This window comes from Altererythrobacter sp. B11 (assembly GCF_003569745.1).
In the GTDB taxonomy this organism is placed as follows: Bacteria; Pseudomonadota; Alphaproteobacteria; order Sphingomonadales; family Sphingomonadaceae; genus Croceibacterium_C.
Genome location: NZ_AP018498.1, coordinates 2,569,499 through 2,583,914, shown reverse-complemented (window position 1 = coordinate 2,583,914; position 14,416 = coordinate 2,569,499). Strand labels below are relative to the sequence as shown.

At 61.1% G+C, this 14,416-nt stretch carries 14 protein-coding genes; 6 read left to right on the top strand and 8 right to left on the bottom strand.

Features of this window, described 5'->3' with window-relative positions; all coding sequences use genetic code 11:
* The first annotated feature begins 6 nt into the window (after positions 1–6).
* Positions 7–519 (top strand): LysR substrate-binding domain-containing protein, encoded by a 513-nt coding sequence (locus tag AEB_RS18610; protein WP_442858063.1) that lies wholly within the window; start codon positions 7–9, stop codon positions 517–519.
* A 69-nt stretch (positions 520–588) separates the two neighbouring features.
* Here AEB_RS18610 and AEB_RS12400 read toward each other — a convergent pair whose 3' ends face one another.
* From AEB_RS12400 to AEB_RS12365, 8 genes are all read right to left on the bottom strand, one after another.
* On the bottom strand, positions 589–1,245 hold the full coding sequence (locus AEB_RS12400) for a LysR substrate-binding domain-containing protein (RefSeq protein WP_145985304.1): 657 nt from the start codon (positions 1,243–1,245) through the stop codon (positions 589–591).
* A gap of 15 nt (positions 1,246–1,260) precedes the next feature.
* Positions 1,261–2,151 (bottom strand): LysR family transcriptional regulator, encoded by an 891-nt coding sequence (locus AEB_RS12395; RefSeq protein WP_119083436.1) that lies wholly within the window; start codon positions 2,149–2,151, stop codon positions 1,261–1,263.
* A 6-nt stretch (positions 2,152–2,157) separates the two neighbouring features.
* Complete coding sequence (locus AEB_RS12390; RefSeq protein ID WP_119083435.1) at positions 2,158–2,556, bottom strand: DoxX family protein; 399 nt, start codon at positions 2,554–2,556, stop codon at positions 2,158–2,160.
* Between the two features lie 21 nt (positions 2,557–2,577).
* Positions 2,578–3,174 (bottom strand): hydrolase, encoded by a 597-nt coding sequence (locus AEB_RS12385; protein WP_119083434.1) that lies wholly within the window; start codon positions 3,172–3,174, stop codon positions 2,578–2,580.
* Positions 3,171–3,962: a DODA-type extradiol aromatic ring-opening family dioxygenase gene (locus tag AEB_RS12380; RefSeq protein WP_119083433.1), complete on the bottom strand. Its 792-nt coding sequence runs from the start codon at positions 3,960–3,962 to the stop codon at positions 3,171–3,173. The genes AEB_RS12385 and AEB_RS12380 overlap by 4 nt, the downstream gene beginning before the upstream one ends.
* A 532-nt stretch (positions 3,963–4,494) precedes the next feature.
* Positions 4,495–5,937 (bottom strand): glycoside hydrolase family 1 protein, encoded by a 1,443-nt coding sequence (locus AEB_RS12375; protein WP_119083432.1) that lies wholly within the window; start codon positions 5,935–5,937, stop codon positions 4,495–4,497.
* A gap of 30 nt (positions 5,938–5,967) precedes the next feature.
* The gene (locus AEB_RS12370; RefSeq protein WP_119083431.1) at positions 5,968–6,534 is read right to left on the bottom strand and encodes an NADPH-dependent FMN reductase; all 567 of its coding nucleotides are present in this window, start codon (positions 6,532–6,534) and stop codon (positions 5,968–5,970) included.
* Positions 6,535–6,634: 100 nt separating this feature from the next.
* Positions 6,635–7,768, bottom strand: a complete 1,134-nt coding sequence (locus AEB_RS12365) for an NAD(P)-dependent alcohol dehydrogenase (protein WP_119083430.1) — start codon at positions 7,766–7,768, stop codon at positions 6,635–6,637.
* A gap of 109 nt (positions 7,769–7,877) precedes the next feature.
* Here AEB_RS12365 and AEB_RS12360 point away from each other — a divergent pair, with 109 nt between their 5' ends.
* The 5 genes from AEB_RS12360 to AEB_RS12340 are packed head-to-tail and all read left to right on the top strand — an operon-like array spanning position 7,878 to position 14,352.
* Entirely contained in the window at positions 7,878–9,431 is a 1,554-nt protein-coding gene (locus tag AEB_RS12360) for an aldehyde dehydrogenase (RefSeq protein WP_442858036.1), read from the top strand.
* Positions 9,431–10,885 (top strand): efflux transporter outer membrane subunit, encoded by a 1,455-nt coding sequence (locus tag AEB_RS12355; RefSeq protein WP_197714423.1) that lies wholly within the window; start codon positions 9,431–9,433, stop codon positions 10,883–10,885. Before AEB_RS12360 ends, AEB_RS12355 begins: the two co-directional genes overlap by 1 nt.
* A gap of 17 nt (positions 10,886–10,902) precedes the next feature.
* Positions 10,903–12,000, top strand: coding sequence for an HlyD family secretion protein (locus AEB_RS12350; protein WP_119083428.1), 1,098 nt, complete (start codon positions 10,903–10,905; stop codon positions 11,998–12,000).
* The gene (locus tag AEB_RS12345; RefSeq protein WP_145985303.1) at positions 11,993–13,522 is read left to right on the top strand and encodes an MFS transporter; all 1,530 of its coding nucleotides are present in this window, start codon (positions 11,993–11,995) and stop codon (positions 13,520–13,522) included. Before AEB_RS12350 ends, AEB_RS12345 begins: the two co-directional genes overlap by 8 nt.
* A 26-nt stretch (positions 13,523–13,548) precedes the next feature.
* Positions 13,549–14,352 (top strand): IclR family transcriptional regulator, encoded by an 804-nt coding sequence (locus tag AEB_RS12340; protein WP_119083426.1) that lies wholly within the window; start codon positions 13,549–13,551, stop codon positions 14,350–14,352.
* Positions 14,353–14,416: the final 64 nt, after the last annotated feature.

The following is a 14,416-nucleotide window of genomic DNA, read 5'->3' as shown; positions in this document are numbered from 1 at the left end:
CAGGCGATGTTCCAGTTGCCCCTCCTGCGCGCCATACCAATGGTAGGCATTGAAAGATGCCCCCAGAAGGGGATGACGAAACCGCTCGCAGATTCGAACGACCTGGGTCGTCGTCTGGGTGACGTGGTGCAGATGCGGATAGAGCGCGAGTCGCAATCCACGTTGTTCAACGACAGGCAAAATCTTCTCGATGAACCGCAGGATGATCCTTGGCCATTCGCAGCGCGGCACTTGCCTGTGCGCGACATTCCCCGAAGCGCAGCCGTCAATTCGATTGATGCGTTGCAGGAAATGGCTCTGGCGGGATTGGGCATTGCGTGTCTTCCAGATTTCTGCGTCGAGGCTCCGATCGAAGCCGGCCAGTTGACTCCGGTTCTTGAAGGTCATCTCGACGACAGCCGGCACCTGAACGTCGTATGGCCAGCTAGTCGTCAACCACTTCCCCGCATCAGGGCATTTGTCGAATTCATGGTGGGCCGAGCGGAAGCGGGTGGACTGTGGCGTCGCTTCCCTTCATGAAATCAGGTGAAATCCCGATCTGCTCCTCGCGGCCTCTGCGTTTACCGCAGGATAGGCCATCGCTTCGACCTAATTTTGTTGGATCAAATGCCGACCAATCCGATGGTCGGTGTGCATAGTTGGGCCCAGTTCCAGTTTCAAAGCGTCTATGGCTGCGTGGATTTTTGGAAGCAGGTGTCTCCGGCGCGGATAGACCGCCCAGATTGGCTCATCCTTCGGGCGGACGTCCTCAAGCAGGAGTTTGACCATAGCGTGGCAAAGATAGGGGAGGACATACAATTCCGGCAGCTGGCAAATCCCTAGACCGGCCACGCAGGCCTTGATCACCGTTTGTCCACTACTGCAGCAGAAGCGACCATTGGGCCGATGATGGACATCCTTTCCCGCACCGAGATAATGCCAACTGCCGCTTGTTCCCTTTATGCATCGATGCTCCCCGAGCTCCTGAACGGTTCTGGGTTCGCCCTGACGTGCGAGATAGTCCGGCGCCGCGCATGTGTAGAAACGCCGCTCCGCCACCAGAGTGCCCAGCAGGCGACCGTCCTTCAGTTCACCAGTCCGGATTGCGAGGTCGAAACCGTCCCCGACGAGATCGACGATATTGTTGCTGAGCTCGATCGCCACATTGGGCTTGGGATGTTTATCTGCGGTGGATCGCTGACGCATATCGTTCCACTCGAGCGTGCACGTCCTTTGCGTCGATGGCATACGAACCACCTGCGTCACGTGCCTTCGATCGGGCTACTGTGGTCGTAGACGGCCTGTTTCCTGCGTCACGGCTTCAAGGATCGCCATTTGGACAGCCTGGATCCGTGGGGCGTGCCGAGTGTCTCGATGAACCCCCATCCATATCTCCCGCATTACGGGTTCGGAGGTTGGAACGCGCACGAGACCATCGACCGTGTCGGCTGCGTAACATGGAAGGAAGCCTAACCCGACGCCTTGGGCTACGGCCCGCATTTGAACCTCTCGGCTGTTGGCGAACAGGGCGACCTCGGCCTTCGGAAATCGAGCCGAGAACCATCGCGCGTCTGGCGTATCGACGAGATCATCCTGAACCCTCACGATCCGATGACCTTCGCCGGCCGTCGAGCGATCCGGCGCGCCGAACCGATCGAGATACCCACTGGATGCATAAACGCCGAAGGCCATGTCGCCGATCTTGCGCACGATGGTCTCATGCGCGTCGAAACGTCCGAGCCGCACTGCAATGTCCGCCTCGCGTCGGGCCAGGCTAAGGGACCGATTGTCGGTGATGAGTTCGATGGAGATTCCAGGATGCGTCGCGTGGAGTAACGCGATTCCGATCGTGAGGATATGAGCCGCAAAGGTTTCAACAGCGGTCACACGGACGATCCCTTCGAGCCTTTGATCGTCTCCGGCGATGGTGCGTTCCAACGCCAGCGCAGCATCTTCCATCTGCGTGGCTTGGTCGAGTATGGCCGAGCCTCCTGCGGTGAGGCGGAAGCCGGTCGGCGTGCGCTCCAAAAGAGTAGCGCCGACCCGACCATGGAGATGGTCGAGCCGGCGGCTCATCGTGGACTGGCTGACTTTAAGCGCCCGGGCGGCAGCGGATAGAGAGCCGTGTCGCGCTATGGCGAGGAAGGTGTGGATGTCATCCCAGTCGAGCATCTTGCCTCATGCACCCCGCTTTGCATCGATGCTCCATGCACCGGCTCCCGCGAAAGCGAGATACAGGAAGTTGAAGCAGAAGAGGATGGCGAGTTCACCCATGTTGAGAACAGGATAGAAGCCCATCGGTGCGTGCACCATGAAATAGGCGACCGCCATCTGGCCCGAAAGGACAAAAGCAATCGGGCGTGTGAAGATGCCCAGCATTACCGCGAGGCCGCCCACCAATTCCAGAACGCCGGCAAGGCCGAACAGAGTGAACAGCGGAACCTGGCCCGGGGCTGCGCCGGCAGGGAAGCCAAACAGCTTCACGATGCCATGGCTCAGGAACAAAAGAGCAGTAGCCACTCGGAAAATCGAGAGGATCCGTGGCGTCCAGGTCGTGATGGAGGAGGTGGTGGTCATTGTGGTGTCCTTTCGTGAATTTCAGACTGCGTTTTCGAGTTTGGCTCCTGCGAGCCAGCGATTGATGATGCTAGTGGTCGTTTCGCCGATGCCGTGCCCGACGCCCGCGGTCCTGGCGCCATGGACCTGATGTCCCGCGCGGCTGAGCGCGGCGCCGGCCTCGACCGAAAGGGTCGGCGGCATGACAGGATCGTCCCGGTCGTGGACCAGCAGCAAATTAGCGGGCTGGCTTTGTGAGGCGACCTCGGCGGCGAGCCGCCCCGCGATGGCGACTGCATGGCCATGGAAGTGTCCGCCAGCGATTGCGGCGAGCGTCATGATGGCGCCTTGGCTGAAGCCTATGAGCACAAGGTCGTCGCGACGCACGCCACGGTCCTGTGCGACCCGATCCAGCATCTCGAGTAGTTGCGGGACTGCGGCCTTTACACGACCGGGACGGTTCGCTTCTGTGATCCCAGCCACGGAGAACCACTGTCGGCCCAGGGCATTGGCATGGAACGGTTCGGGGCCGTCGAGCGCGACGACATCCGTTTGCGAGGTCAGCGGCTGTAGGGCGGACATCATGTCACGGGCGTTGGATCCAACACCGTGCAGAGCGACGATGAGCTTCTTGGTCATGCGGTTTCTCCAAAGGCGAAGGCATCCATGCGCAACACGCCGTGAGTGGTGCTGGCATGGAGATGCTCTGGAAATTGACCGTTCGCCGCGCCCATCGCGACGAACAGAGGGAGCAGATGCTCTTCGGTAGGGTGGTTGCGACGGGCGAAGGGAGCGCGTTCGCGATAATCGAGGACATCTTCGACTCTCTCCTGCTCCAGGGCGATCGTCATCCAGTCGGCGAAGTCATCGACCCATTGGGGGGCAGTCGCATGGAGAGCATGGTAATATTCGCGGAAGCTTGACAGGTCGTGGGTGAAGCTGCCGGATCCGATGATTAGCACGCCTTCCTCGCGTAATGGAGCAAGACGCTGGCCAAGTCGGTAGTGATAAGCCGCACCTTTTGATGTCTCGACCGAAAGCTGGGCCACAGGGATGTCCGCATCGGGGAACATGAGGCTGAGAGGTACCCAGGCGCCGTGATCGAGCCCACGCTGCGCATCCCGCTCAACAATGCTTCCATCGGTCGCGAGCAGTTCAGTGACCCGGTCTGCAAGCCAGACCGAACCGGCAGCAGGGTAGCGGATGCTATATAGTTGGGCTGGAAACCCGTGGAAGTCGAGTATCGTAGAATTGATCGCCGGCGCGTTGATCGTCGGCTTCGCTGCTTCCCAATGAGCAGATACAACCAGAATCGCTCTGGGCTGTTCAGGAAGTCGCGCGGCATAGCCTTCGAGGAAGGTGCGCGCCGGGGCATCGGTGAGGGGGAATGTTGGTGCCCCATGGGATACGAAAAGAGAAGGAAGCATGACTACCTCGCGATTTACTGTCCATGCTTATGGCGCATCCGAAATTGCTGAGAAATCCACTATTTATGGTTATTCGATATCCGTTTATGCATATAGAAATTTCTGGTCCCCTGGAGCGGCGCTCTTTGGTGATCAACCGACGGCTTCTGGGAAGAAGCTCTGGCAAGCATAATGATCGATGAAGGCACGCTGTGCGGCAGGCATGCCCTGACGCATGGCGAAGATCATGTGCCGGAGGCCATCTAGCGTATGCAAATTCGGCAGCACCCGCGACAATCGTCCGGATTCTATGTCGGCAACGCAATTCTGCTCGTGGAGCAGGGCTACCGATTAGGCGTCGGTCTTTCGCGTCATCACTGGCTTGATGCGCGCTGCGACCGCTTCCCATGGACGATGATCTTGTCGGATCGCTTGGGGTAGATGCGGGAGAGGAACGCATCGTCCGCGAACTCGATCGGGTAGGCCCATGGGCGAGACCGGCAAACTGGCGCGAGCTTCAAGGCTAGAAACTGGGCAAGAGTGCAGCGAGCGTTCAGGAGGGCCTCTCGCAGGAGGCAGCCGAGACGGCTTTGCCTCTGATGATCTGTGAATATATCCCAGCGCTTAGTTTCGGCGTACGCTTCTGCGTATTGAAGTCGACATGGATCATGCCGAAGCGACTACCATATCCAAACAGCCATTCGAGATTGTCGTGGCTGGACCAGACATGATAACCGCGCACGTCAGCACCCTTCGCCATGGCGCTCTTCATGGCGCCGATATGGTCGACAAGATATCTACAGCGTTTCCGGTCGTTCACCGCGCCATCGATCATTTCGTCGTCACCCGGGAAACCTGCGCCGTTCTCGGTGATGAAAACCGGTGGATTTCCATATTCGACGCGAATGCGGTCCAAAAGGGCGGTAAACTGGTCCGGGCGCACCGCGCCGTTATAGGCCGCATAGACTCCCTCGGGAATGAACATCTCCGCAGCATATCCGTTCGCTGCCGCACCCGCAGGGCGACGAATGAAGAGAGGCGAATAGAAGTTGATGCCGAGATAGTCGAAATCCGCAGCATGGATGGCGGCGGCGTCGCCCGGCTGCACGTCGATGTCGCCTCCCAAGGATGCAACGGCGTCGAGTACGTCGGCTGGATAGCTACCCTTGTACATGGCATCCAGGAACCAGCGGTTCATTACACCGTCTGCAAGTTGCGCAGCTTTACGGTCCGCGGGGGATGCTCTCTGGGCAGTTAGCGTGGGGAAGAGGGGGAGGGCGACACCCAGCCGGCCTGGATATCCCTTCGCATCGAAACTCTTCTTGGCAGCCGCAGATGCGAGCAGGAGGTGATTGAAGGTCCGCAAAGCGCCCGGCAGCTCGCTTGCCGGCGGCACGATCGCGAACGTGGCTTTGCCGCCGGCCATCCGCTGCTCGGCTAGCTGCTTCATCGCCCGCTCCACCAGCGGCTCGTTGACCAGAACATATAGATCGACCTGGTCGTGAAAGTTGTAGAAGATCACGTCCGCATAGTGACGGAACCACTCGATAGAAGCGCGATTTTCCCATCCGCCGGCCCGTGCCAATGATAGCGGCATGTCCCAGTGGTACAGCGTCAGCATTGGCTGGATGCCGGCGGCCTTCAGATCAGCGATGAATTGCCGGTAGTGTGCTATCGCTGCCGGGTTCGCAGGGCCAACCCCATCGGGGATGATGCGAGGCCAGGAAATCGAGAACCGATAGCTCGTCAGGCCTATCTGCTTCATGAGCGCGATATCCTTCAGATACTGCGTCCTGTCGTAGAAATTGATGGCAACGGCGCCCGACATGCCGGGGCCTGCGAGGTCCAGATCGTCGAGATAATGGTCCCAGACCGATCGCCCCTTGCCATCAGCAGCGAACGCTCCCTCCACCTGGTAGGCCGCCGACGCGGCACCCCAGCGGAAGGCCTCCGGCGCGGGCTTTGCCGAGACGCCACTGGACAGGGATGCGGTCATCGCCGCGAGCAGGAGGGGTCGCCTCATGGCTTAGGCTGTCCCGGCGGTGTGACGCTTCACCCAGCTGGCGAAGGCGTTGATGAACGAAGATATGAAGTCCTTTGCGGAACCGTCGACCAGGCTTCCGTCTGCCGCGAAGAGGTTGGCCGAATGGCCGAGATAGGCCTCCGGCTGCTGCATCGCTGGCATGTCGAGGAACACGAGGCTCTGACGCAGATGGTGGTTCGCACCGAACGCCCCGAGCGCGCCTGGCGACTGCGAGAGGATGCCCGCTGGCTTGCCCGCCCATACGCTTTGCCCATAGGGGCGGGATCCAACATCAATGGCGTTCTTGAGCGGGGCCGGGACCGAGCGGTTGTACTCCGGTGTCACGAACAGGATGCCGTCTAAAGGTGCGATTTCGCTGCGGAATCTCTGCCACGCCGCCATACCTGCATCTTCGAGTTCGGGATTGTACAACGGCAGGTCGCCGATTTCGACGATCTGCATCTTCACGCGATCATCGCCAAGTGCAATCACGGCGTTTGCAAGCCTTCTGCTGAGGCCGTCACGTTGCAAGCTGCCGACCAGAATGCCGATGTTAAGTAGTTCTGCCATATCAGTCTCCGTGTCAAAAATGCCCTAACGGGCGGTATCGAGCGCGATCTCTCGTCGAGCCGGCGCAACGGCCAAGGTTAACCGATGCGTATACCGCCTGTCAGGCGACTGGCTGGATCCGCAGGATCGGCTTGATGGTAACGCCGCGCTCGGAATCCTCGATCGCTTGGTTGATGTCCGCGAAATCGTAGAATCGCACCAGACGGTCGAACGGGAAGCGCCCCTGCTTGAATAGGTCGATCATGACCGGAATGAACGTCTTGGCAACCACGTCTCCCTGGACAATGCCCATGATGCGGCGGCCTGGGATCATAACCTCGTTGACGTTGAAGGCCACCTCCGTGCCTTCCTTTGTCGCGCCGACGATGCCGCAGGTACCGAAGATACCAAGGGAGTCGATCGCCTGGCGCAGGACTTCTGGTCGACCGCTCGCCTCCAGCGCAAAGTCGGCACCCCCGCCTGTGATTTCGCGCACCGTCTGGGTGGCGTCAACCTCGCGACTGTTGACCGTATGTGTGGCCCCAAGCTCTCTGGCCAGTTCGAGACGAGCCGGGTTCACGTCAACCGCGATTACGGTCGTTGCACCGGCAACCTTGGCAGCCATGATCGCCGCAAGTCCCACAGCGCCTGTGCCGAAAGCGACGAAGCTCGACCCGGCACGTACCTTGAGGGCGTTGAGTACTGAGCCGGCGCCGGTCTGAATGCCGCAGCCTAGTGGACCAAGGAGTTCCAGCGGCACGTCCTTCGGCACGCATACGACGTTGCGTTCGTTGGCGAGGGCGTATTCTGCAAAGGCGGATTGCCCGAAAAAGTGATCGTGAACGGGATGGTCGTGTTCATCTGTGGCGGAGCTTGTTCCATCGAGTCGTCCACCGCCGAAGTTGAGCGGTCCCATATGCTCGCAATGCGCCGGGTGGCCCGACTCACAAGTGTCGCAGAGGCCGCACGACATATAGGTCATAACGACATGGTCACCCGGCGAGATTGTGGTGACATCAGAACCGACCGCCTCGACGACCCCGGAGCCTTCATGACCCAGGATTATGGGAAGCGGAGCGGTGAAGTCCTGGTTCCGCACCACCATGTCGGTGTGACAGACGCCGCTCGCTACGACACGTACGAGCACCTCGGTCGGTCGCGGCGCTTCAAGCCTGACCTTCTCGAGCAAGAACTGACCGCCCTTCTCGCGCACCACCGCTGCGTTCATCGGATGGGCGTGGTCCAACTCCGCCATGTCATGTCTCCTGAATATCGACGACCGCACGCCGCGGCGTCCTCACAAACGCCACCTAAGCGCTCGATCAAAATTATTCAATGCGTAATCAATTTGACAAAGCGTAATTGTGTCCTATCTGGTCGGGCATCGAATGACGCTGCCGACTCCCGAAGCCGACGCGCCAGTCATTAGGTCGGCGGTGCCGCCGCTCATTTTGTGGAGAATGAAGATGGACGTACGTCTGGTGATCGATAACGATGAGGTGGAGGCTGGTTCTGGCCGCTGGTTCGAGCGCCGCAATCCCATCTCGGGCGAGGTGGTCACCCGCGCTGCAGCAGGCGACAAGAACGACTCGGTTCGGGCTGCCGAGTCCGCCAACAAAGCGTTCAAGAGCTGGTCAAAAACCGGCCCTAGCGAACGACGCGGGCTGCTTCTCGCTGCCGCGGATCGTCTCGAAGCCAAAAAGGACGATTTCATCGCCGCAATGGCGGCCGAGATAGGTGCGTCAGCGCTTTGGTCCGCGTTCAACGTGATGGGTTCAGCAGCGCTTCTTCGCGAGGCGGCGGGGCTGGTGACGCAAGTTCAGGGCGAGACGATTCCGACGGACAAACCCGGAACGCTTTCGATGACATTGCGCCAGCCCGTTGGCGTGGTGCTCAGCATCGTGCCATGGAACGGACCGATCCTGCTGGCCGCCCGTGCGATTGCCTATCCGATCGCCTTCGGCAACACCGTCATATTCCGCGGGTCCGAGACCAGTCCGCGGACCCACGCCCTGATCGCCGAAGCTTTCTATGAGGCTGGTCTGCCGGCAGGAGTGCTCAACTTTGTCGTGAATGCGCCCGATGACGCCCCCGAGGTCATCGACGCGCTGATCGCCCATCCGGCGGTGCGGCGCGTTAACTTCACGGGATCGACCCGCGTTGGTCGGATCATCGCGGAGAAGTGCGCCACGCAGCTGAAGCGCTGTCTGCTGGAGCTGGGCGGAAAGGCGCCCTTCGTGGTGCTGGATGATGCCGATCTGGATGGTGCGGTAAACGCAGCGGCGTTTGGCGCATTTCTCTACCAGGGGCAGATATGCATGTCGACGGAGCGGTTCGTCGTGGACGAGTCGGTCGCTGACGCATTCGTCGAGAAGTTCGTAGCGAAGGTGGCGACGCTTGCGGCAGGTGATCCCGTCGCGGATCCTTCGGTCGTGGTTGGACCAGTCGTTGATGCACGCTCGGGCGCGCGCATCAACGGTCTGATCGAGGATGCCCTCGAGAAGGGGGCGGTGATAGCGACTGGCGGAAAGGCCGAAGGCGCGGTGATGCCCGCGACGATCGTCGATCATGTAAAGCCTGGCATGGCGATATATGATGAGGAGACCTTCGGTCCGATCACCACCGTTGTACGCGTGTCGGGTGTCGACGAAGCCGTCCGGATCGCGAACGACACGGCCTACGGCCTGTCTTCAGCGGTGTTTGGTCGAGATGTCAGCCGCGCGCTGGTGGTTGCCGAGCAGATCGAAGCTGGCTGTGTTCACATCAATGGTGCGACGGTGCAGAACGAGGCGCAGGCGCCTTATGGGGGCATGAAGCAGAGCGGCTACGGTCGCTTTGACGGGCGGGCCGTCATCGACGAGTTCACCGAACTCAAGTGGGTCACCGTCGAACCATCCGGCCAGGCTTACCCGTTCTGATGGGACAGGCGCAGCCTGGCACAGGGCTGCGCCTCTTCCAGAGCAAAAAGATGATGCGCACCTCCTCACTCATCCTCCTGAATGGCTTCGCCCTCGCTGGGTGCGCCTCCATGCCGCATATCGTTGATGGTCCCCAGATGCTCGCGGCCGACGCGCCGCGAAGTGCGCGATCTTTGGAGGCGCCTGCGATCGACTGGCCGCAGGACGAGTGGTGGCGTCGCTATAGCGATCCGCAACTCGAAGCCCTCATTGACGCGGCACTGACGTCATCGCCGACGCTTGAGATCGCCACCGCGCGGGTGCGTCGCGCCGAAGCGCTTGTCGACCAGAGTCGGGCAAGCGATCTTCCGCAACTCAGCGTCAACGGCAGTTTCGCCGAGGCGAAGGCAAGCTACTGGAATGGCGCGCCCTACGCAGGCGTACCAAAGGGTGTGAACGACGCTGCGTCCGTTCGCGCCAGCCTGGATTGGAACCTCGACTTCTTCGGGCGCAACCGGGCAGCCATCGGTGCAGCGCTCTCGTCGGCCGAGGCCGCACGGGCAGAGGCCGCCCAGGCACGGCTGTTGCTCACGACTTCCGTCGCCGCCGCCTATGCCGACCTGCTTGGTCAGATGCGCGAGGCAGATCTCGCGGAAGACACGGTCGAAGTGCGTGAAAGAACCGCTGATCTGGTCCGTCGCAGGCGGGTGCAGGGACTGGAGACGCTCGCGTCTGAAGGGCAGGCCGAAAGCGCGCTCGAGACGGCCCGCCAGATGTCGCGTGCCACCGTAGAGGCGGCGGATCTCACTCGGCTGCGGATCGCAGCGCTGGTCGGCGACGGTCCGGACCGTGCATTGGCCATTTCCCGACCGACCGACCCGCAAGTGCCGACATTCGGCCTCCCGTCAAATCTACCCGCAGATCTGATCGGCCGCCGACCCGATGTTCGGGCGGCACGTTTCCGGGTGGAGGTCCGTGCCTCGCAGGTGGGCGTCGCAAAGGCTGGCTTCTATCCGAGCGTCAACCTCTCCGCATTCATCGGTCCCCAGGTGCTCGGACTTGGCAGGTTCTTCGATGCGGGATCCATCGCGGGAAATATCGGTCCGGCCATCAGCCTGCCGATCTTCCGCGGTGGTGCGCTGTCGGCCAACCTGCGCGGCGCGCGTGCCGACTATGACGAGGCCGTAGCGAGCTACAACGATACGCTTTTGCGCGCCTTGCAGGATGTGGCACAGGTCGCGACGAGCGAGCGAGCGCTGGCTGAGCAGCTTGATCACGCACAGAAGGCGCGCGACGCAGCGCAGGTGGCATATCGCGCTGCGACCGAACGCTACCGTGGCGGGCTGCTCAACTACATCGCTGTGTTGTCCGCCGAAAACACGCTTATCGCCTCGAAACGTGCGGTGTCTCAACTCGAGACCCGCCGGTTCACGCTCGACGTTGCGCTTGTGCGCGCGCTCGGCGGAGGCGCCTGATCCGTCTGGAGCCTATTATGACCGACGCCGCTGCATCCTCCACAAATCCGCCCCTCACCGTTGAATCAGAGGAGAGCGAACGCCAATGGGTCCGTTTCGTGCCATGGATGATATTGGTCCTTGTAGTTGTGGGAGTGATCCTGGCGACGGCCAACTGGAACCGGTTCGAGGCGAACCGATCGGTCCAAACGACCGACAATGCAACTATTCAAGCGGATTCAGCCGTGGTCGATGCCAAGGTCTCGGGGTACGTTCGGACCGTGAACTTCACCGACTTCCAACGGGTGAAGGCTGGCGACCTCCTGGTCCAACTCGACGATCGTGAGGCGCGGGCTGCTGTGCTGCATGCCGAGGCTGTGTTGGCCAAGTCAAAGGCTGTTCTGGCCAATCTCGATCACGAGCTTGATGCGCAGCAGGCGATCATTGCCCAGGCGAGAGCGGCTGTGACTGGAAATGCGAGCAAGCTGCGTCTCGCTCGGGCAGATCAGCGTCGCTTCTCCGCGCTGGCGGAATCCGGCGCAGTAACCGGTCAGGAGAATGACAGCGCCGGCGCGAACGCGACCGTGCTTGAAGCCGCTCAGGCTGGCAGCGTTGCTGCGCTCGATCTTCAAAACCGGCAGCTGGACGTGCTGCGGGGGCAGAGGGCTCAGCGCGAGGCCGATGTGCTGGCGGCGCAGGCTGCACTCGAGAGTGCGCGGATCACGCTTTCCTATACCCGGATCGTGGCTCCCACAGATGGCATCGTGGGTCAGCGGCTCGTCCAGCTTGGCAGCCTGCTCAGTCCGGGGTCAGCCGTCGTAAACTTCGTTGCCAGCACGCCGCCCTATGTGGTCGCCAACTACAAGGAGACGCAACTGGCGCGTATCGCCCCGGGGCAATGCGTCGACATCCTCGTCGACAGCTTTCCCGGCGAACGGCTCGTCGGGCATGTCTCTAGGCTTGCCCCCGCAAGCGGTGCGACCTTTTCGGCGCTTCCAGCGGACAATGCGACCGGCAATTTTACGAAGGTGACGCAGCGGGTGCCGCTCAGGATCGATCTTGCGCCGGGACAGGCGATCATCAAGCGGCTGCGCGCCGGCATGTCCGTAACGACGAGGATCGAAACGCGTGGGTGATGTCGCGACTGCTCTGCGCAGCCGTCATTGGCTGCCGGACGGAATGCTCACACGTCGTATCGGCTCTGTGGTTGCCGTGTTGCTTGGGACATTGACCACCAGCCTGTTCACCCGTGATTTCGGCGTTTCGCTGGCTGATATCCGTGGGGCATATGGACTGAGCGTCGACGAAGGCGCATGGCTCAGCACCGTCACCAACGCTGCCCAACTCCTCTCTGCGCCCGCTGTGCCCTTGTGCGTAGTCATGTTTGGACCACGACGAATCCTTGGCTGGTCGGCATCAGCGTTCATCCTGGTAACGGCGCTGGCACCGATGGCGTCGGGAATGATCGCCATATTCGTCCTGCATACCACGATCGGGTTCCTTCTGGGCTGCTTCGTACCGGCGACGCTGGCGATCGTTTTTGCGAACCTATCCCCCCGTTACTGGCTCTTCGCGCTTGCCCTCTATAGTCTGCGGTTGACGCTGGCATTGCATACAGGCGTCTCGCTCAGCGGCTGGTTCGTAGAGGATCTGGGTTGGCAGGCGATATATTGGCAGGCGACATTATTCGGCATCGCCTTCCTCCTCCTGGCGCTTGTAAGCTTCCCACAGCGCGAGATCGGATGGAGCTTGTTTTCACGGACGAACAAGGGCGAGGTGGCGATGTTCTGTGTCGGGCTCACACTCGTTTATGTAGGACTGGACCAAGGCAACCGCCTCGATTGGCTCGCGTCCGGAACGGTCGTTGCGTGCCTGACTGGCGGAATGCTTCTCGTCCTGGCTGCGATAGCGTGGCAATTCTTCTCACCCGTTCCGTTCGCCCATCCTGCAGCGCTCCTTCGTCGCAACATCCACATGCCACTGATAATCGTGACGCTGTTCGGCGTCACCAGTGGTGCGACCTCGGTGCTGATCCCGAACTTCCTGGCGGTCGTCGGTCATCTCAAGCCCGAGCAGTCCGGAGCAGCGCTTTGGGGCGTCGATCTTGTACAGCTCGTTGCATTGCCTGTGGCGATCTGGTCGATCCGACGGGCAGATCCGCGTCTCACCCTCGCCGGGGGGCTATTCCTCGTGATGTTGGGGTGCTGGCTTGGAAGCGGTATCGCACATGACTGGCGGGCGGGCGACTTCGTCACGATGAGCGTGCTGATCGGAATAGGCAATGCCGCCGTTCTGCTGACGATGATCGCGATGACCGTCGCGAATGCAGCGCGCGAAGAGCTTATCTCCATCGTTGCCTACATTCAGATACCCCGCGTCCTGGGACCAGAGCTGGGACTCGCGATACTCACCACTTTGCTGCGCAAGCGTGAGGCTGTTGCCTCGGTCCTTGTGGGCAGCAATGTCGAGCGGGTGCGGGGGAGCGCGCTCGACTTCCATATTGGTGGAATGGGATCTGTCGTTCGACGGGAGGCGACCGTCCTTTCCTATGCGGACGCGTGGACCTTCTGCTTTTGGGTAGCAGCGCTCGCGATGCTGCTCGCGATGTTTCTGCGGCGGACGCCCTCACACCCGCTCGTCAAACTGCCTCGTCCCTAATAAGGCGGTGCGCAAGGAGAAGCGTTTTGACGGATAAGGATGAAGCTGAAAGCTCGGGACGTCGGCGGGGTATCCAGTCGATCGAAATCGGGATGCGCATCGTCGATGCCCTTGCGGCCAGTGAGGGGCCGTTGCCGCTCAGTACCATTGCGCAGATCACCGATATGGCGGCTCCGCAGGTGCATCGCTATTTGCATAGTCTCATCACCGCTGGAACCGCAAGGCAGGATCCTGCCACGGGCTACTATGACCTGGGGCCTGGGGTCCTGCGTATTGGCCTTGCGGCGCTCGCCCGCACCGACGCATTCAGGATCGTTGACCGGGTGGTCGAATCATATGTGGAGACTTCCGGCCAGACTGTGCAGATTGCCGCACTCGGTCCGACCGGACCAACCATCGTGCGCATCTATCAAGGGCGTCCTGCGCTGTTGACGACCTTACAGGTCGGTGTTGTGTTGCCCCTCACAGCTTCAGCCACTGGGCGGGTTTTCCTCGCCTTCGCACCGCCTGCTGAGACTGCCGCAGCTATAGCGAATGAAGGCGGTAATGGCATGGACCGGGCGACGCTCGATGACTTGCGAGCCAGTATTCGTCGTGACGGCCGATCGGTGGAGACTGGTTCGGTGATACCGGGTCTGCGCGCCACGGCCTTCCCGATCTTCGATCTGCAAGGCCGGGCCATTCTGGTGGCCACGGTGCTGGGTCTCGCCGACAGCTGGAATGAGCAGATCGCGCGGGATGTCGAACACCTCGGTGTGCTGTGCACTCAGATAAGCGCGGAATTGGGCTGGCTCGAAGAACGCCACCGACCGGCCCTGGGGGAGGGCTGATGCACGCAAGCGCAGCTCCGATATTAATGCATTCCGGGCGTCTCCATCACTGTGCGGCCAGCTG

Excerpts from the sequence above, each read along its gene's own strand:
- AEB_RS12365 (WP_119083430.1), bottom strand. The coding sequence starts at position 7,768 with ATGGCGGAGTTGGACCACGCCCATCCGATGAACGCAGCGGTGGTGCGC.
- AEB_RS18610 (WP_442858063.1), top strand. The coding sequence starts at position 7 with ATGTTCCAGTTGCCCCTCCTGCGCGCCATACCAATGGTAGGCATTGAA.
- AEB_RS12375 (WP_119083432.1), bottom strand. The coding sequence starts at position 5,937 with ATGACCGCATCCCTGTCCAGTGGCGTCTCGGCAAAGCCCGCGCCGGAG.
- AEB_RS12385 (WP_119083434.1), bottom strand. The coding sequence starts at position 3,174 with ATGACCAAGAAGCTCATCGTCGCTCTGCACGGTGTTGGATCCAACGCC.
- AEB_RS12395 (WP_119083436.1), bottom strand. The coding sequence starts at position 2,151 with ATGCTCGACTGGGATGACATCCACACCTTCCTCGCCATAGCGCGACAC.
- AEB_RS12390 (WP_119083435.1), bottom strand. The coding sequence starts at position 2,556 with ATGACCACCACCTCCTCCATCACGACCTGGACGCCACGGATCCTCTCG.
- AEB_RS12350 (WP_119083428.1), top strand. The coding sequence starts at position 10,903 with ATGACCGACGCCGCTGCATCCTCCACAAATCCGCCCCTCACCGTTGAA.
- AEB_RS12380 (WP_119083433.1), bottom strand. The coding sequence starts at position 3,962 with ATGCTTCCTTCTCTTTTCGTATCCCATGGGGCACCAACATTCCCCCTC.
- AEB_RS12370 (WP_119083431.1), bottom strand. The coding sequence starts at position 6,534 with ATGGCAGAACTACTTAACATCGGCATTCTGGTCGGCAGCTTGCAACGT.
- AEB_RS12355 (WP_197714423.1), top strand. The coding sequence starts at position 9,431 with ATGGGACAGGCGCAGCCTGGCACAGGGCTGCGCCTCTTCCAGAGCAAA.